We start from the raw sequence: 17,436 nt of genomic DNA, 5'->3' as shown, positions 1-17,436 counted from the left end.
AGCCTCGCACAGATATCGGTTGTGCACAACCTATTGACGGCGGCTGGGCGGCGAGGTCAGGCTCGAGGGTGACCCGACCCGCCACGGCGCGGTCCTCATGGCCAGCGTCGGCCTTGGACCCCACTCGCTCGTCATCGACGGGGCGGCGCTCCCGTTCGGCGAGCGGCTGGAGCTGCCCTGGGCCGACACGGCGCCGATGCACGAGGTGCCCGCCGACTACCGCTCAGCGTGCCCCGCCGTGGGGGGCCTCATCGGCATCGGGCACTGACGGCTCAGCGCTCGGGCTCGCGTCGTGCCCGCATCTGCGCGAGCGGCAGCGCGAGCCGCGGATTGCCCTTGAGCACGGCCTCGTGCCGCTGCAGGAAGTCCCAGTAGCCGTCGGTGAACGCCGACTCCTTCGCCGCACGTGCGGACGGCCACCAGCGGCCCATCCGCTGCAGGTAGGCGCCGCCCGAGACGTAGGGCTTCGTGCCGACCATGCCGCCGTCGGCGAACTGGCTCATGCCGAAGACGTTCGGCACCATCACCCACTCGTACGCGTCGACGAAGAGCGAGAGGAACCAGCGGTTGACGGATGCCGGCGCGTAGCCCTCGAGCAGGAACCAGTTGCCGAGCACCATGAGCCGCTCGATGTGGTGCGCATAGCCGTGGCGGAGCACGCGCTCGAGCACCGTCCGCACCGGGACCGGGAGCTCGTCCGGGATGCCATCGCCGGTGTACCACCACGGCTCGAGCTCGCGCGTGAGCCCGAGCGCGTTCGCGCCGTCGAGCTCGGGATGCGCGCGGTACATGCCGCGCATGTACTCGCGCCAGCCGATCACCTGGCGCACGAAGCCCTCGAGCGACGGCAGGGGCACGTCGCCGCTCGCCTCGAGCACCGCGTCGACGACGTCGTGCGGCGTGAGCAGCCCGAGGTTGAGCGAGGGCGTCAGCACCGAGTGGAAGAGCACCGGCTCGTCGGCCGCCATCGCGTCCTCGAAGCGCCCGAACTCGGGCAGCCGCTCGTCGACGAACGCGCCGAGCCACGCGCGCGCATCCTCGTGCGTGACGGGGAGCCAGAAGTCGCGCGCGTCGCCCGGATGGTCGGGGAAGCGCTCGCGCACCTCGTCGATGACCTCGAGCGTGATCGCGTCGGGCTCTCGCCGCGGCACGGGCGGGATGTCGATGCCGCCCTTCGGCAGCGGCTCGCGGTTGTCGACGTCGTAGTTCCAGCGACCGCCGGCGGGGCTCTCGCCCTCCATGAGGATGCCGGTGCGCTGGCGCTGCCAGCGGTAGAAGTCCTCCATGCGCGCCCGCGGGTGGTCGCGGAACCAGGCGTCGAGCTCTGGCTCGGGCGTGAGGAACGCCCGGTCCGCCCAGCGACGCGTGCGCATGCCCGCCCGGGCCGCGATGCGATCGATGCGCCGATCGACGCCACGGTCGGCGGCGCGCATCCACGCGATGCCCTCGGCGCCGTGCCGCTCGATGAGCCGGGTGACGCCTTCGGCGAAGGAGAGCCCGTCCCCCAGGCGGACGGTGCGCACGGTGCGGCCCTCCCGCTCCAAGCGGTCGACCATGTGGCGCATTGCCGAGAGCACGAGCACGATCTTGTGCTGGTGATACGGCAGCCGGTCGAAGAGCGCCGCCGACTCGACGAGGAACAGCTCATCGATCTCGTCGTCATCGAACGCGGGATGCCGCTCGAGCAGCTGCGTGCCGAGGATGAGCGCGGCCTTCATCGAGCGCGGCGCACCTTCGCCGCTGCCGCGCGGCAGGAGCGCGAGCAGTAGCGCACCTGCTCCCACTGATCGCGGCTCGCCCAGCGCTTGCGATCCTCGAACGGACGGCCGCAGTGCTCGCAGGGCTTCTGCTCGCGCGGTGGGCGGGGCATGGCGACAGTGTGCCGGATGCCGCTGACAGCGCTGGTCAGCGCGCCTCGTCGTAGACGGGCATCCGCTCCCCCACGCCGACCCGCAGGTCGAGCCGGTTGCCGGGCGGCGGCATCGGGCAGACGTAGTGGTCGCTGAAGGCGCACGGCGGCAGGAACGAGCGGTTGAAGTCGAGCGTCGTGACGCCGTGCTCGTCGGGCAGCCGGGGGCGCAGGAAGCGGAACGGGTACTGCTCGTCGCCCGCCGCGTCGGCGAAGACCACGGCGAGCTCGCCATCGCCACGGGTCGCGATGAGCGACCGCTCGCGGCCGCCGAGCTCGAACGCGAGCGTGCCGGCGTCGCGGCGGGTCGTGCGATGCCCGTCGACGGCCTCTACCTCGAGCGGCTCGTCGCTCGGCGTCCAGCGCGCCGTCACCACCCACGCGTGATCCGGTCGATGCGTCGCGATCTCGCGCAGGCGCACCCGGCGATCGGTGTTCGGGTCGATGCGACGCAGGGCCGGGACGCCCTCCCGCACGAAGGCGCGCACCAGCGCGTCGCCGGCGACGAGCGTCTCGCCCGCGTGGAGGGTGACGGTGTCGGCCACCGGCGAGCCGTCGCGATGCCGGTAGCCGGATGCCTGCAGGCCCGTCCCGACGACGAGGTCGCCATCCGCGCGCCAGCGGCCGTCGACGCCGTCGACCGCCTGGTCGGCGTCGCTGAGCCAGACCGTCGCCGCGAGCGCCGCGATGCCATGCGGACCGGCGACCGTGCGCCAGCGCACCGCCTGCCAGCGCCGCCATGCTTCCTCGAACTGCGCTGCGTCCCTGAAGTCCGTCACGGCGCCGAGCCTAGACTCGCAGGGTGACGTTCACCGGCAGCATCATCGCCGTCGCCGAGTCGGATCCCGGGCGGCTCGCGCTCGCCGGCGACGGGGAGCGCATCACCTACGGCGATCTGCGCGCCGAGTGCTCGCGCATCCGCAGCGGCATCGAGCAGCTGCTCGGCGGGCCCGGCGCGACGCCTGCGGGACGCACGAGCGCGGAGACCGGCGGCGTGCCGATCATCGCCATCTCACTGTCGCGCGCGATCGACATCGCGCGCTGGATCAGCGGCGTGACGTCGTTCCGCGCGATCATCGCCGTGCTCGACCCGCTGTGGCCCGAGGAGCACCGGCTCGAGACCATCCGTCGCGTCGACCCGGCGATCGTCGTGACCGACGACGCGAGCTTCGAGCACGCGCTGGCAGGGCTCGAGCCCTGGGGAGGCACGGCCGTGTCGCTCGACCGCTTCGACGCGGTGGCGGCGGAGGCGCCTGCCTCGGCCGGCCCGGAGGTGCGGCCGCGCGACGAGCCGTTCCTGCTGCTGTTCACGTCCGGCACGACCGATCTGCCGAAGGGCTTCCTGCGCACGCGGGGCAGCTGGGACATCAACGTGAGCGTGAGCCGCGCCTTCCTCGGGGCGGAGGAGGGCATGCGCACGCTCGCGCCGGGGCCCGTCTCGTACAGCCTCACGCTCTACGCGCTCGTCGAGGTGCTGGCGACGGGCGGCTCGTTGCACCTGCAGTCGGGCTTCGACGCGGTCGCCGCGGTCCGCACGATCGAGGAGGAGCGCATCGAGCGCTTCGTCGGGGTGCCGGCGATGCTGCTCGCGCTCGCCGCGGCCGCCGAGCGCTCGCCGTCGGGTGCGGGAGCGCTCGCGTCGCTCCGCACGGTCATCACCGGCGGCGCCAACCAGGGCGAGCGCATCCGCGACGTGTTCGAGGCCGCGGTCCCGGGCGCGCGGCTGCGCAGCTACTACGGCGCCTCCGAGATCGGCTTCATCGGCTACAGCGACGTCGGCGACGGCACCCGGCTGACGCCGTTCGACGGCGTCGAGGTGGCTGTGCGCGACGACGCCGGGCGGTCGCTCCCGGATGGCGAGATCGGCACGCTGCACGTGCGGGTCGCCTCGGCGGTCGAGGGCTACCTCGCGGCGACGAGCGCCGAGCGCATCACCGATGCCGACGGCTGGTCGAGCGTGCACGACCTCGCCGCGCTCGCGGACGGCACGATCGAGCTCGCCGGGCGCGCGGGCGACATCGCCGTCTCGGGCGGCCACAAGGTGTCGCTGCCCCAGGTCGAGCGCGCGCTCGCGACCGTGCCTGGCTGCGAGTCGTGCTGCGCGGTGGCGCTCCCGGATGCGTCGCTCGGCGCGATCGTCGCGGTGGTCGTCGAGGGCGACCGCGACGCCGTGCCCCCGAAGGCGCGCATGCAGCAGGCGCTGCGACGGCTGCTCGCCCCGCAGTTCGTGCCGCACCGCTACTACCGCGCGGCTGCGCTGCCGCGCACCGCGGGCGGCAAGATCCGCCGCGTCGCGGTGGCCGACCTCATCGCCGACGGCACCGCGGAGCGGCTGTGAACGCGGCGGAGCGGCCGTGAGCGCCCGCGCCTTCGTCACCGGCATCGGCGCGGTGACGCCGAACGGCCTCGACATGGCGTCGACGTGGGACGCCGTCGTCGGCGGCCGCAGCGGCATCCGCGCCCTCGAGGGCATCGACGTCTCGGACCTCGCGGTCAAGGTCGGCGGGCAGGTGCGCGGCTTCGACCCGCTCGCGCACGTCTCGCGGAGCGACGCCAAGCGGCTCGACCGGCACGCGCTCTACGGCATCGCGGCCGCCGCCGAGGCGATGGCGGGCTTCGTCGCGCATGACCCGCACCGGTTCGGGGTGACCGCCGCGACCGGCTCGGGGGCGGTGTCGCTCACGCAGGACGCGGTGCGAGCGCTCGACGCGAACGGCCCGCGCCGGGTGCCGCCCGGTGTCGTGGTCTACGGCGGTCCGGATGCGGCGGCCGCGTTCCTGAGCGAGCGGTACGGCGCGCTAGGGGCCGGCGTCGGCACCGCCGCGACCTGCGCGAGCGGCGCGGTCGGGCTCGGCGACGCGCTGCGCGCGATCCGCCACGGCTACGCCGACGCGGTGCTCGTCGTCGGCGCGGACGACTGCCTGAACCGCGTGAACCTCGCGGTGAACTCGATGCTCGGCGCGCTGGCGCCGGGCTTCGCCGACGAGCCGTGGCGGGCGAGCCGCCCCTTCGATCGGGCGCGCAGCGGCTTCGTCATGTCGGCCGGCGCCACCGCGCTGCTCGTCGAGTCCGAGGAGCATGCGCGCCGCCGCGGGGCGAACGTGCTGGGCGAGATCGCCGGCTACGGCGTCACCTCCGACGCGTACCACGCGACCGCGCCGCGCCCGGATGGCAGCGGCGCCGCCGCCGCGATGCGCCAGGCGCTCGACGACGCGCACTGCTCCCCCGCCGACGTCGACCACGTGAACGCGCACGGCACCGGCACGCCGCTCAACGACGCGATGGAGGCCGCGGCGCTCCGCACCGTCTTCGGCGACGGGCTCGGCGCGGTGCCGGTGACGTCGACGAAGTCGACGACCGGCCACCTGCTCGGCGGCGCCGGCACGCTCGAGGCGGCACTGTCGCTGCTCGCGATGCGCGACGGCGTCATCCCGCCGACGATCAACCTCGACGATCCCGCGTTCCCCGAGCTCGACGTCGTCGCGCACGACGCTCGGCCGGCGGCGCTGCGGACCGTGCTGTCGACGTCGTTCGGCTTCGGCGGCCACAACGCCGCGCTCGTGCTGCGCTCGGTCTGACCCGCGAGCCGGCTCGGCTCAGAACGCCGGCGGCACCCCGAGGCCCTCGAGCACCTCGCGCACGCGGTCGCTCGTCAGCGCGCGCTGCAGGGCGGCGATGGCCGGCGAGTCCGCGTTGCCGGCGCGCGTGACGAGCGCCACCTCGAAGCGCTCGTCCTGCTCGACGACGAGCCCGTCGTCCTGGGGCGTCAGCCCGATCTGGCGGGCGAACGACGGCAGGTTGTAGACCGCATCCGCCTCGTCGTAGGCCGTGTTGAGCTGCAGTAGGTCGACCTCGGTGATCTCGAGGTTCCGTGGGTTGTCGACGATGTCGCTCACGCGGGCGGCGAAGCGCTCGACCGCGGGATCGAGGGTGATGATCCCGTTGTCGGCGAGCAGCTGCAGGGCGCGGGCGGCGTTCGCCTTGTCGTTTGCGATCACGACGCTGCCGCCGTCGGGCAGGTCGTCGAGCGACTCGAGGGTGCGGGAGTAGAAGGCGACGACCGTCGCGTAGACGGGCTGCACGACGACGAGGTCGGCGCCGTTCCGCTCGTTGAACTCCTCCATGAACGACTCGAACTGCACCACGTTGGCGTCGATCTCGTCGTTCTGCACGAGCACGTTGGGCTGCACGTAGTCCGACACGGGCACGAGCTCGACCTCGTAGCCCTCCTCGATCACCTCGGCGGCCGCCTCGACCGCGTCGGTCATGGGGGTGACGGTGGCCGCCACCCGGATCGTGACGATCTCGGCGGCATCCGCGCCGCCCGGTGCGGCGCAGCCGGTGGCGAGCAGGCCGACGCCTGCCGCGAGGGCGGCGAGGGCGTGGCGGATGCGGTGGCGGGGTCGTGCGGATGCGCGGGTCATGGGAGCCTTCCGGGTCGTGCGGGTCATCGCTTGTCGAGGGCGCTCGAGACGCGCTCGCCGGCGGTCTGCAGCAGCAGGACGCCGATGATGACGATCGCGATGATCGAGTACATGAGGGGGTAGTCGTACTCCTGGTAGCCGAAGCGCAGGGCGAAGTCGCCGATGCCGCCGCCGCCGACGATGCCGAGCACCGTCGAGTACGAGATGAGGCTGATCGCCGCGGAGGTCAGGGCGTAGACGAGGCCCGACCGACCCTCGACCAGGAGGAAGTGCACGACCGTCTGCCGCACATCCGCCCCCATCGACCGGGCGGCCTGCAGCACGCCCGGCGGGATCTCGAGCAGGATCTGCTCGACGAGCCGGGCGTAGATGGCGACGCCCACGAAGCAGAGCGGGAAGGTCGCGGCCTCGGTGCCGAAGGTCGTGCCGTAGAGCGCGCGGGTGAGCGGGATCAGGAAGACGACGAGCAGCAGGAAGGGGAACGAGCGGATGACCGACACGTAGAGGTTGGCGATCCGCCAGACAGGCTTGCGCTCCAGCGCACCGCCGGGGCGGGTGAGGAAGATCGTGACGCCGAGCGGCAGGCCGATGATGACGGCCGCCGCGAGCGAGAACGCCAGCATGTAGCCGGTCTCGGCGAGCGCGATGCCGATCTGGTCGGCGTTGGCGGCGAGGGATGTGAGCAGACCGTTCATGCGCCGAGCACCCGCTGCGCGTGCTCGAGGTAGCTCGCGTGCTCGCGGCCGTAGTCCGTCCGCGCGACCGGGAAGACGCTCCGCAGCACGCCCTGCTCGAGCACCGCGACGCGGTCGCAGATCGCGCCGACCGCCTCGAGCTCGTGCGTGACGAGCACGACGGTCGTGCCGAAGTCGCGGCGGGCGTCGGCGAGCAGCTGCAGGATGCCCTCGGTCGTGCGGCTGTCGAGCGCGCTCGTCGGCTCGTCGGCGAGCAGCAGCCCGGGCCGCGTGACGAGCGCGCGGGCGATGGCGACGCGCTGCTGCTGGCCGCCGGACAGTTGCGCCGGGTAGTGGTGGGCGCGATCGGCGAGGCCGACGTAGTCGAGCAGGCTGTCGACGAGCTGCGGGTCGTTCGTGCGCTGCAGCTTGAGCGGCAGGGCGACGTTCTGCCGCACCGTGCGGTTCGATAGCAGGTTGAAGCCCTGGAACACCATCCCGATGCGCCGGCGGAGCGCACGCAGCTCGCGGGTCGCGAGCGCCGCGGGATCGGTGCCGAGCAGCCGGATGCTGCCCGCGGAGGGGTGCTCGACCGCGTCGAGCAGGCGCAGCAGGGTCGACTTGCCGGCGCCCGACTCCCCGATCACGCCGATGATCTCGCCGCTCGCGACGTCGAGGGTGACGTCGTCGAGGGCGCGCGTCGTGCCGTAGCTGACCGTCACGTGCTCGAGGGAGGCGACCGGGTCGCTCGTGGGCATGCGTCGGCCTTCTCTCGCGCGGCGGGCTTTGTTGGGCTGAGTCCAACAATAGCGGCCCTTCAGTGCGGAGCTCCGGCCGAATCGGAGCGGTCGCGCGCGTGGCCGTGTGTCACGCCTTGCCGGTCGCGAGCTCCTGCAGCTTCTCGTCCTGGATGGAATCGAGCAGCGCGTCGCGCTGCTTCTCGAGCAACTCCTTCTTCGCGTCGTCCTTCTCGGCGTCGATCGGTCCCTTCATTCGGGCGGCGCGCTTGAGCATCGTGACGTCCGAGTAGGCGGTGAACACGGCCTCGGTGAGCTCTGGCAGCTCGGCGTCGCGATCTCGGTTGAGGAACTTCGCCGCGAGGTCTGCAGTCACGGCGGCGGGCTTCCACTTCTTCAAGTCTTCGTCGTCGGCGCCGTGAGCCTTGACGAGGGCGTAGGGCCAGGGTCCGCGAACCTGGTCTCCTGCCTGGAACGGCCAATCCTCGCTCCAGCTCCCTGCCGCCGCGTGCCTGAGCACCTGGTCCTGGCCGTCCACGTAGAAGCTGCGGCCGTCCACCTCCAGGAACTCCTCTGGCACGCCGACAGACTCGAAGACGTCCTTCGACGCGTAGCCCGCCACCACGTTGTCTGCCTGCCCTCGAGTGAGGACGCGGTTGTCCTCCGTGAGGAGCACGAAGCCAGCGCGCTGCGCGACGGCACCTGGGTCCGCAATGGAGAGTGGCCAGTCCATGCTGATGACGCCGGACCCATCGATCGCCCGATCGAGCAGCGCGATGCCGAGCTTCGCGCCCGCTCCTGCGACACCGACGATGGCTTGTGCGCTCGCCGCACCCGCTGGCCCGGCGAGCGCCATGCCTCCGATCAGCACCGGCAGTCCGGCGATGTTCGCCGCAGCGTCCGCCCATGCCTGGACGACGTCACGCGGGAAGTAGTCGAACTTCAGCTTCACGGAGATCGAGAGCAGCGTGGCCGACTCGGCTGGCGAGTAGTAGATGACGCGCGTGCCGGCGGTGCCGCTGTGGAGCGGCACCGTCTCACGCGATGCCACACCGTCGCCCCACCAATTCATCGCGACGACGGAACCGGCCGGTGCGTCCGGGTCCTTCGCCGTGGACATGACCAGGAGCTCTCCGTCGCGCATCCGAGTGCTCCCGACGTAGACGGAGACAAGCTCCACCTTGAGGGGCTTCCCAATACCGATGGGTTCGAACTTGACGGTCTCCCCGCGCACGTCGACGACGTCGTCTGCTTGGAACAGCATCTGCTTCTCCCTTGTCCGCCCCCTCGAGGTCAGGCTGATGCGACGCGCGCCTCCGCGCAAGACGCCAATTCCACGACGTCTCGGGCATGGCATGGCGCCACGGTCGATACGGTCTGAGCATGGCTTCGCCGCGCCGCGCCCCCGCACCCCGCCCCACGCCGGCGCGTGCCGTCGGTGCGCTCGTCATAGACGTCGTGCTGGTCGTCGCCTTCGCCGCTGTCGGTCGCGCGACCCACGAGTCCGGCGTGCTCGGCGAGGGAGGCATCGGCCTGCTGACCACCGCGTGGCCCTTCGTCGTCGCCCTGGGGCTCGGGTGGCTCGTGTCGCTCGCCTGGCGTCGACCGTTCGCGCCGCTCCGCACCGGTCTCCCCGTGTGGGCCGTGACGCTGGTCGGAGGGATGCTGCTGCGCGCGCTGTCCGGGCAGGGCACCGCAGTGCCGTTCGTCATCGTGGCGACGCTGACGCTCCTGGCGCTGCTCGTCGGCTGGCGGATCGTCGCGCGTGCGGTCCGACGCCGGTCGACGTGAGACCATCAGGCTCTGCTCCGTCGCCGAGCAGCCGCCCTACGTCGGGATCGACATGACCCAGCAGCTCACGCGCAGGCAGCGCCTCCGCGAGTGGAACGACAAGTTCATCGTCGAGGAGCGCCGGCTCGACCCGGCGGCGCGCAGGCGGCTCTACGTCACCGCCGCGGTGCTCGTGGTGATCGGCGCGGTGCTGTTCGCGACGCTGCTCATCGGTGTCGTCACCCAGACGGGGTTCGAGCGCCTCGACGTGCCGGTCGACGCCTGGTTCGACCAGTTCCGGTCGCCGGACACCACGACGGCCATGATCGTGCTCGCGATCATCTTCGGTCCGGTCGCGCTGCCGATCATCGTGCTGGTCGTCGTCGTGACCTGGTCGATCACCGCGAAGCACCTCTGGCGGCCGCTGCTGCTCGCGGGCGGCATGCTGACCGGCGTGCTCCTGGCGCTGACGATCGCCCCCATCGTGCAACACCCGCGCCCGCCGATCGGCGAGATGCTGTTCGGCCCGGACCACACGTTCTCGTTCCCCTCAGGGCATGTGCTGGGCGCCTCCGACTTCTTCCTGCTGCTCGCGTTCCTGATCGCGAGCAGGCTGCAGAAGACGTGGTTCACGGTGCTCTCGGTCGCGGTGGCGATCGCGATGATCGTCGCGCAGGCGGCCGGGCGGATCTACCTCGGCTACCACTACCTGACGGATGTCTCCGCGTCGATCGCGCTGTCGATGGTGATCGTCGGCGCAGTGATCGCGATCGACACGAAGCGCACCGTGAAGGTGCCAGGCGAGCAGCTGTCGGCGACGCCGATCGTCGCGGACCGCTGAGCGACGCCGCGGCGGTCTTGCGGCCGTTGCGCGACTGCTGCGCGGGACCATACTGGTGCCGGGTGGGGCATCGATGAGGAGGCGCCATGGCTGACGGACGAGGCGAGACGAGCAGCACGAGCGCCCCAGAGCCGTTCCGCACGACGAGGGGTCCCTCTCCGCTGAGGACGGACCAGATCGAGGTGCTCAAGGGATACGGGCGGTCGATGACGACGGAAGCCGGCCAGACGCTCTTCCGAGCAGGCGACACCACCAACGACTTCTTCGTCATCCTCGAGGGTGAGGTGCGGGTGGTCGACGACTTCGCCGGCACGGTGCGCACCATGGGGATCTTCGGCCCGGGAACGTTCCTCGGCGACCTCTACATGCTCACCGGGCAGGGCGTGCCCCTCTCCGCGGTCGTGAGCGTCGGGGGCACGTTGCTGGCCGTCCCCAGGGACCGCTTGAAGAAGGTCGTCACCGAGGAGTCGGATCTCTCGAACCTCATCCTCGACACCTTCATGGCCAGGCGCTCGTTCCTGATGAAGACCGGGGTCGGCCTTCGGATCGTCGGCTCCCGCCACTACCGTGATGCGACCCGGCTTCGAGAGTTCGCCACCCGCAACCGGCTTCCCCACGTGTGGATCGACCTCGACGACGATCGGGAGCGCGCCGAGGCGCTGCTCGAGCGGTTCGGCGCGAAGCCGTCCGACGCCCCCGTCGCGATCTGGCAGGGCGACCATGTGCTCAGGAACCCCAGCAATCCCGAGCTGGCGCGCATCATGGGACTCACGGTGGACCTGCCGAAGGGCCGCACGTACGACCTGGTCGTCGTCGGGGCGGGGCCAGCGGGCCTGGGCGCCGCGGTCTACGGGTCGTCCGAGGGTCTCCAGACGCTCGCCCTCGAGGCGGTCGCCCTCGGTGGGCAGGCGGGCACGAGCTCACGCATCGAGAACTACCTGGGCTTCCCCGTGGGTCTCTCCGGCTTCGAGCTCGCGACCCGCGCCCTGACCCAGGCCGACAAGTTCGGCGCCGAGACCGCCGTGCCCGAGGAGGCGGTGAGCCTCACGAGGGACGGCGCCTGCTACCGCATCGGCCTCCGCGACGGCGGCGAGGTCCTGGCGCGCAGCGTGATCGCCGCATCCGGCGCTCGATACGTGAAGCTCGACGTCCCGCGTCTCGAGGAGTTCGAAGGCGTCGGCATCCACTACGCGGCCACGGAGGCCGAGGTGCAGCGATTCGAGGGCGAGGACGTGATCGTCGTCGGCGGCGGCAACTCGGCAGGGCAGGCTGCGGTGTACCTCGCGAGGCGCACGAGGAGCGTGCGTCTGCTCATCCGCGGGAGCGATCTCACGAAGGGCATGTCGAAGTACCTCGTCGACCGGGTGCGGGCCGCCGCGAACATCGAGGTCCTTGGGAACACCGAGGTGAGAGCGCTCGAGGGCGAGGACCGACTCGACGGGATCGTGGTCGAGGACAACCGCTCGGGCTCGCGCCGCCCCATCGGCACGAGCGGGCTGTTCGTCTTCATCGGTGCCCAGGCGAACACGAGCTGGCTCCACGGCGCGGCCGAGCTCGATCGACGCGGCTTCGTCCTGACCGGGAACGCCTTGGACGCTTCTGCGCTCCAGGGCGAGCGATGGCAGGGGCTCTCGCGGCAGCCGTACAACCTGGAGACGAGCCTCGTGGGCGTCTTCGCCGCGGGCGATGTGCGCAGCGGCTCCGTCAAGCGCTGCGCGTCCGCAGTGGGCGAGGGCGCGATGGCCGTGTCACTCGTCCATCAGTACCTCGCCGAGACCGCGGCGTGAGGCAGGCGCATCCTCGGCATCACGGTCGTGCCCGCAGGACCTGACGCCTGCGGCCCCTCGACCGTCTCGAAGAGCGCGGGTGCTACTCGTGGGTCGAGTCGCCCCGCCGGGCATCCGGCTCCGCCCGCAGAGCGTCGGCGATCTCCTCCTCCGGACGCGGCGCCTCGGTCTGATCGGCCTCGAGCTCCGGGATGCTCGGCTCGCCGGGGCTCGGAACGTGGTGCTGAGCGGCGTGCTCGTCCTGGGACACGTGGACCCCTTCCGTCGATGACGGCCACAGCGTACGCGGTGCCGCCGCCTCTGCGCCTGCGGGACCAAGGATTCTCCAGGCACTGGGTAGACGGAAGCTCTCGTAGGCCCGGAGGTGGATCGCCTGCAGTCCTCCCACCGAGGCGAGCGGGATGAGATAGCAGTTGAGGTCGCCGTCGATCACGAAGAACTCATCGATCTCGTGCGCGCTGTAGGTCTTGCGCTCACGACCCGCGGTAGAGAGGTAGACCTTCCAAGAGTCCGCCACCCGCACGGTGGTGGTCTTGACCTGGACCCGACGGACAGTCGCACCATCGTTGACGAGCAGGTCGTAGCGACTCGGTTCGAGCGGCCACGACACGTCCCAGCCGCAGAGCGAGTACCAGGATGCGGCCAGCAGCGCCCCCGCGCGAGCAAGATGACGAAGCTGAGGCGTCGGTGCATGTCTGGGCAGCGCCGGGCTGCGGACGTCGAGGCGCGCGACGTCCAAGCCAATGCGCGCTGCGTGACCGATGACGGTGGCGAGAGCCGCGTCGCTCTGCAAATCGAGTCGCTCGACAACATCGCTCCACTTGCGAGCGACCCTGACTGCTTCGGTGATCTGCGCGTCGCTCCATCGACGCTGACCTCGGAAATGCTCGTAGTCGGCGCCAACCCGGTCGGCCCGGCTGCGCAACGCCCGGATGGCGTTGCCCGATGTCCCAGCGAGGCCGAGCTGTCGCAGCACTCCCCGCCACGAGGATGCAGCGGCGATGGCGACCGCGAGCTCCTCGTCGGAGTAGCCGGGTATCCGGGCCATGCAGACACCTTCGCGCCGACCACCCACATCGGGGCGCAACCCGTCGACCGGACACAACGCGGATACGTCCATACGACGATGAGGCCCCTCCCGAAGGAAGAGCCTCACGCGGTTCATGCGATGTGGTCGGGCTGACAGGATTTGAACCTGCGACCCCCTGACCCCCAGTCAGGTGCGCTACCAAGCTGCGCCACAGCCCGTCGATCTTGCGATCGATCTGCCCGAAGGCAACTGCAACAGACTAGCGCATCCGAAGCGACGCGGAGGTACGACGGACGCGGTCGATTCGTTCCCTTGGGCTTGTTCGCTCGACTTCGATGCTCACGCGTGCGTGCGGTTTTCTATTGGGGCAGCGATGCGGCGAGCCCCGAGCGCCGGCGCACGAAGTCCGCGAGGTCCGCCGACTGCGCGACGCGCGACGGCTCGTGGACGTACATCATGTGTCCGGCCTCGTAGTAGCGGTGCTCGAGGTTGTCGCGCAGGGCCTCGGGGATCTGCAGGTGCGCGACCGAGTCCTCGGCCGCCGAGAATGGCGTCGCACCGTCGAACCAGCCGTAGGCGAAGTGCACGGCGAGGTGCGGGTTCTGCCGCATCGCGCGGGAGAGCCGGTCGATCACATAGACCGGCGCGTTCTCGAACTCCTTGTAGCTCCACTGCTCGTTCACGTTGAGGCCGAACACGTGGAACGGCCCCGTGTCGCGCACCCCGAGGTCGTGGTGGAGGTAGTGCTGGAACGCCGCCGCGTACGGGCCGAGGATCGCGTCCATCGACGGGTCTGCGTCCATGTGCTCGGCGATGCCGCTCGCCGCCGGCCCCGTGAACCGCGAGTCGAGCCGGCCGACGGTGAGCCCGCGGTCGCGCAGCAGCTCCCCGAAGTAGCGCCAGTGCTCGATCCGCAGATCGGCGCGATCGATGTACGACTCGGCGAGCCCGGTGAGCCGCGCGAGGATCGCGACCGCCGCGGCCCGCTCGTCGGAGCCCAGGCGCGCACCGCGCGTCAGCACCCACGGGTAGTCCCGCGCGGCGTACTCGCGCGCCTCCTCGACGACCTCCTCGAGCGACCGCCCCTCGTGGAAGCCGTGTCGCCAGGCGGTCGCCGCGTAGAACGGCAGGTACATCGCGTGCGCCCGGTCACCGCCGCGCTCGAAGTTCGCGGTCGAGAAGTCGAGCACGCTCGAGATGAGCAGCAGCCCGTTGAGGTACATGCCGAGCTGCTCCTGCAGCAGCTGCGCGAGCCCCGCGGCACGGGTCGTGCCGTACGACTCCCCCGCTAGGAACTTCGGGCTCATCCAGCGGCCCTCGGCGGTCACCCACTGGCGGATGATCTCGGCCACTGACTCGATGTCGGCGGTGAAGCCGTGGAACTCCTTCGCCTTCTGCCCCTCCACGGGCCGCGACCGCCCGGTCGAGACCGGGTCGATGAAGACGAGGTCCGAGACCGCGAGCAGCGACTCGGGGTTGTCGACGAGGCCGTAGGGCGGGGCGGCGAGCGAGCCCGCGTCGCCCATCACCACGCGCTTCGGACCGAGCAGGCCCATGTGCAGCCAGACGCTCGCGGATCCGGGCCCGCCGTTGAAGGCGAACGTGACGGGCCGCGTCGTGGGATCCGCGTCGTCGGCCGTGTAGGCGGTGATCGCCACCTGGGCCCGCGGCTTCCGGCCGCGGAAGACGTCGTCCTCGACCTTCTCCTGCCACAGCACCACCCGGCCGGCGCGCGCCGTGTAGGCGAGCTCGCCCTCGGCGGTCGTCAGGGTGTGCTTCGTGATGACGAGCTCGTCGACCGCGTGCACCTCCGGCGTCTTCGTCGCGTCATCGGTGGGCTTGGCATCGGAGCTGTCGGTCACCCGACCGACACTACCGAGGCGCGGTCAGACCCGCTCGATCACCATCGCCGAGGCCATGCCGCCGCCCACGCACAGCGTCACGAGCGCGCGCCGGCCACCGCGCCGCTCGAGCTCGTCGAGCGCGGTGCCGAGCAGCATCGCGCCGGTCGCGCCGAGCGGATGCCCCATCGCGATCGCGCCGCCGTTCACGTTCGTCCGGTCGGCGTCGACGCCCGTCTCGCGCATCCAGTGCAGCACGACGGATGCGAAGGCCTCGTTGACCTCGAAGAGGTCGATGTCGTCGATGCCGAGCCCTGCCCGGGCGAGCACGCGCTCGGTGGCGGCGACGGGCCCGGTGAGCATGAGCGTCGGGTCCGAGCCGATCGAGGTCGCGGCCACGATCCGAGCACGCGGCGCGAGACCGAGCGATGCGGCCGCGGCCTCGCTCGCGATCACCACGAGCCCGGCGCCGTCGACGATGCCCGACGAGTTGCCCGCGGTGTGCACGTGGTCGATGCGGGAGAGCTCCGGGTGCCGCTGCCGCACGACCTCATCGAAGCCGCCCTCGCCGAAGGCTGCGAACGCGGGCGCCAGGCCGGCGAGCCCCTCGAGGCTCGTGCCGGCGCGCGGATGCTCGTCGCGGTCGAGCAGCACGCCGCCGTCGCCGTCGACGACCGGCACGATCGACCGCGCGAAGCGCTGCGCGTCCCAGGCCGCCGCCGCGCGCTGCTGCGACTGCAGCGCGAAGCGGTCGACGTCGTCGCGGCTGAAGCCGTCGAGCGCGGCGATCGCGTCGGCACTCACGCCCTGCGGGATGAGGCTCCACGGCTCGAGCGCGCTCGCATCGGTCGCATAGGGGCCGCCATCGCTGCCGAGCGGCACGCGCGTCATCGCCTCGACGCCACCAGCGACGATCAGGTCGTCGAAGCCGGCCGCGATGCGCGCGGCCGCAGCCGTGACGGCCTCGAGGCCGGATGCGCAGTAGCGGTTCACCTGCATCCCCGGCACCGCGTCCGGCAGTCCGGCCGCGTGGACGGCCGCGCGCGCGAGCACGCCACCCTGCTCCCCCACGGCCGAGACCGTCCCGAGCACGACGTCGTCGATCCGGTCGCCGGGGACGCCGCGCGCCTCGAGCGAGGCGAGCAGCCCACCCGCGAGCCGGACGGGGTGCACCTCGGCGAGCGCGCCGCGGCGCCGGCCGCGCGGCGTGCGCAGGGTGTCGAGGATGAAGGCGTCAGCCATGGAGCAGCCGCCCGCCTCCGACCACGGCGAGCCGCGGCGGCACGCGCACGAGCGCATCCATCGCATGCTCCGCCTCGACGAGCACGACATCCGCTCGAGCGCCGACGACGAGGTCGTGCTGCTCGCGGCCCGCGAACCGCCCGGCGCCCCGCGTGGCGATCTCGACCACGCGGTGCAGGTCCTCGTCGCGCACGAGCGACGACGCGCGCGCGTACTGCCACGCGATCCCCAGCGTGTCGCCGGTGCCGTAGGGGCTCCACAGGTCGCGGATGCCGTCGGTCCCGAACGCGAACCCCACGCCGGCCGCGTCGAGCTCGTGGAGCGGCAGCTGCGGGAGCCGCAGCGGCGCGACGGTGGTGAAGGTGATGCCGAGCTCGCCCATCGCCTGCAGCAGGTCCCGCCGGCGCGCGTCGGGCAGCTGGGCGATGGCGAAGCCGTGGGCGATGTTGACGCGCCCCTCGAGCCCGAGCGCCTGCGTGCGCTCGACGATGAGCTCGAGCTGGAAGGCGCCGAGCTCGGCGGCGTCGTGCAGGTGGATGTCGATGCCGACGCCGTGGCGCTCGGCGATGGCGAAGATGCCGTCGAGCTGGCCGACCGGGTCGCGATCGATCGATGCCGGGTCGAGCCCGCCGACGTGCTCGGCCCCGGCCGCCGCGGCCTCGTCGAGCAGCGCCAGCACGCCTGGCCGCCGCAGCACCCCGTCCTGAGGGAAGGCGACGATCGTCGCCTCGATGGCGCCGCCGTAGGCCGCGACCGCCTCGCGCACGACCTCGATGCCGCGCGTGCCGAGCTCGAGGTCGACGTCGACGTGCGTGCGCAGGATCGTCGTCCCGTGGCGCGCGTGCGCGTCGAGCACGGCCGCCGTGCGCTCCACGCTCGGGATGCCCAGCTCGGCGCGCCGCGCGCGCTCGTGGCGGATGCGCCCGTCGGTGCCCCCCTCGCCCCCGTACGGCTGCCACGGCAGCCCGAGCCACGACTTGTCGACGTGGGCGTGCGCGTTGACGATCGAGGGCAGCGCGAGGAGCCCCCGACCCTCCAGCGTCCGTCCCGGCGAGGGAGGCGCCGCGGGGTCGTGCGGCACGATGGCGCCGATCCGGTCCCCGTCGAGCTCGAGGTCGACGGCGGCACCGCCCCATGGCCGCACGTTCGCGATCCGTGCGAGCCGCGCCTCCTCAGCCATG

17 protein-coding genes and 1 tRNA gene are annotated in these 17,436 nt (G+C 71.9%); 6 read left to right on the top strand and 12 right to left on the bottom strand.

The features are described 5' to 3' along the window. The first annotated feature begins 97 nt into the window (after window positions 1–97). Window positions 98–268, top strand: a complete 171-nt coding sequence (locus EDD26_RS14725) for a hypothetical protein (RefSeq protein ID WP_170165605.1) — start codon at window positions 98–100, stop codon at window positions 266–268. Window positions 269–272: 4 nt separating this feature from the next. On the opposite strand, the gene EDD26_RS10070 is transcribed toward EDD26_RS14725, so the two are convergent. The 3 genes from EDD26_RS10070 to EDD26_RS10060 are packed head-to-tail and all read right to left on the bottom strand — an operon-like array spanning window position 273 to window position 2,688. Beyond that, complete coding sequence (locus tag EDD26_RS10070; protein ID WP_123697590.1) at window positions 273–1,718, bottom strand: cryptochrome/photolyase family protein; 1,446 nt, start codon at window positions 1,716–1,718, stop codon at window positions 273–275. Beyond that, window positions 1,715–1,870, bottom strand: coding sequence for a DUF2256 domain-containing protein (locus EDD26_RS10065; protein WP_123697589.1), 156 nt, complete (start codon window positions 1,868–1,870; stop codon window positions 1,715–1,717). Before EDD26_RS10065 ends, EDD26_RS10070 begins: the two co-directional genes overlap by 4 nt. 35 nt (window positions 1,871–1,905) lie before the next feature. Next, window positions 1,906–2,688 carry a DUF1684 domain-containing protein gene (locus EDD26_RS10060; protein ID WP_123697588.1) on the bottom strand — a complete coding sequence of 261 codons (783 nt, stop codon included), beginning with the start codon at window positions 2,686–2,688 and terminating at the stop codon, window positions 1,906–1,908. A 23-nt stretch (window positions 2,689–2,711) separates the two neighbouring features. On the opposite strand from EDD26_RS10060, the gene EDD26_RS10055 reads away from it, so the two are divergent. Both EDD26_RS10055 and EDD26_RS10050 read left to right on the top strand, forming a co-directional pair. Further along, window positions 2,712–4,247 (top strand): class I adenylate-forming enzyme family protein, encoded by a 1,536-nt coding sequence (locus EDD26_RS10055; protein ID WP_123697587.1) that lies wholly within the window; start codon window positions 2,712–2,714, stop codon window positions 4,245–4,247. Window positions 4,248–4,263: 16 nt separating this feature from the next. Continuing rightward, complete coding sequence (locus EDD26_RS10050; protein ID WP_123697586.1) at window positions 4,264–5,487, top strand: beta-ketoacyl-[acyl-carrier-protein] synthase family protein; 1,224 nt, start codon at window positions 4,264–4,266, stop codon at window positions 5,485–5,487. Window positions 5,488–5,505: 18 nt separating this feature from the next. Here EDD26_RS10050 and EDD26_RS10045 read toward each other — a convergent pair whose 3' ends face one another. From EDD26_RS10045 to EDD26_RS10030, 4 genes are all read right to left on the bottom strand, one after another. Next, entirely contained in the window at window positions 5,506–6,333 is an 828-nt protein-coding gene (locus EDD26_RS10045) for a MetQ/NlpA family ABC transporter substrate-binding protein (protein ID WP_123697585.1), read from the bottom strand. 23 nt (window positions 6,334–6,356) lie between these two features. Then, a complete protein-coding gene (locus EDD26_RS10040) occupies window positions 6,357–7,028 on the bottom strand; it encodes a methionine ABC transporter permease (RefSeq protein ID WP_123697584.1) in 672 nt (223 codons plus the stop codon). Next, window positions 7,025–7,765, bottom strand: a complete 741-nt coding sequence (locus EDD26_RS10035) for a methionine ABC transporter ATP-binding protein (protein ID WP_123697583.1) — start codon at window positions 7,763–7,765, stop codon at window positions 7,025–7,027. Before EDD26_RS10035 ends, EDD26_RS10040 begins: the two co-directional genes overlap by 4 nt. 109 nt (window positions 7,766–7,874) lie before the next feature. Continuing rightward, window positions 7,875–9,008 carry a hypothetical protein gene (locus EDD26_RS10030; RefSeq protein ID WP_148058726.1) on the bottom strand — a complete coding sequence of 378 codons (1,134 nt, stop codon included), beginning with the start codon at window positions 9,006–9,008 and terminating at the stop codon, window positions 7,875–7,877. A 119-nt stretch (window positions 9,009–9,127) separates the two neighbouring features. Here EDD26_RS10030 and EDD26_RS10025 point away from each other — a divergent pair, with 119 nt between their 5' ends. The 3 genes from EDD26_RS10025 to EDD26_RS10015 all read left to right on the top strand — a co-directional run bounded on the left by EDD26_RS10025 (window position 9,128) and on the right by EDD26_RS10015 (window position 12,142). Next, window positions 9,128–9,535 carry a DUF3054 domain-containing protein gene (locus EDD26_RS10025; protein ID WP_123697581.1) on the top strand — a complete coding sequence of 136 codons (408 nt, stop codon included), beginning with the start codon at window positions 9,128–9,130 and terminating at the stop codon, window positions 9,533–9,535. Between the two features lie 52 nt (window positions 9,536–9,587). Then, the gene (locus EDD26_RS10020) at window positions 9,588–10,355 is read left to right on the top strand and encodes a phosphatase PAP2 family protein (RefSeq protein WP_123698536.1); all 768 of its coding nucleotides are present in this window, start codon (window positions 9,588–9,590) and stop codon (window positions 10,353–10,355) included. 86 nt (window positions 10,356–10,441) lie between these two features. Beyond that, on the top strand, window positions 10,442–12,142 hold the full coding sequence (locus tag EDD26_RS10015; protein ID WP_123697580.1) for an FAD-dependent oxidoreductase: 1,701 nt from the start codon (window positions 10,442–10,444) through the stop codon (window positions 12,140–12,142). A gap of 82 nt (window positions 12,143–12,224) precedes the next feature. Here the strand turns inward: EDD26_RS10015 and EDD26_RS10010 are convergent, their stop codons facing one another. From EDD26_RS10010 to EDD26_RS09990, 5 genes are all read right to left on the bottom strand, one after another. Beyond that, entirely contained in the window at window positions 12,225–13,262 is a 1,038-nt protein-coding gene (locus EDD26_RS10010) for a group I intron-associated PD-(D/E)XK endonuclease (protein WP_123697579.1), read from the bottom strand. 51 nt (window positions 13,263–13,313) lie between these two features. Next, a tRNA-Pro gene (locus EDD26_RS10005) sits at window positions 13,314–13,390 on the bottom strand. A gap of 141 nt (window positions 13,391–13,531) precedes the next feature. Beyond that, entirely contained in the window at window positions 13,532–15,034 is a 1,503-nt protein-coding gene (locus EDD26_RS10000) for a S10 family peptidase (protein WP_123697578.1), read from the bottom strand. A 24-nt stretch (window positions 15,035–15,058) separates the two neighbouring features. Next, window positions 15,059–16,255: an acetyl-CoA C-acetyltransferase gene (locus tag EDD26_RS09995; RefSeq protein ID WP_123698535.1), complete on the bottom strand. Its 1,197-nt coding sequence runs from the start codon at window positions 16,253–16,255 to the stop codon at window positions 15,059–15,061. Next, on the bottom strand, window positions 16,248–17,435 hold the full coding sequence (locus EDD26_RS09990; RefSeq protein ID WP_123697577.1) for an amidohydrolase family protein: 1,188 nt from the start codon (window positions 17,433–17,435) through the stop codon (window positions 16,248–16,250). The genes EDD26_RS09995 and EDD26_RS09990 overlap by 8 nt, the downstream gene beginning before the upstream one ends. Between the last annotated feature and the right edge of the window lies 1 nt (window position 17,436).

It is taken from the genome of Agrococcus jenensis, assembly GCF_003752465.1.
Taxonomy (GTDB): domain Bacteria; phylum Actinomycetota; class Actinomycetes; order Actinomycetales; family Microbacteriaceae; genus Agrococcus; species Agrococcus jenensis.
Note: the sequence above shows the minus strand (reverse complement) of the source record. Positions and strands in the feature narration are given on the sequence as shown.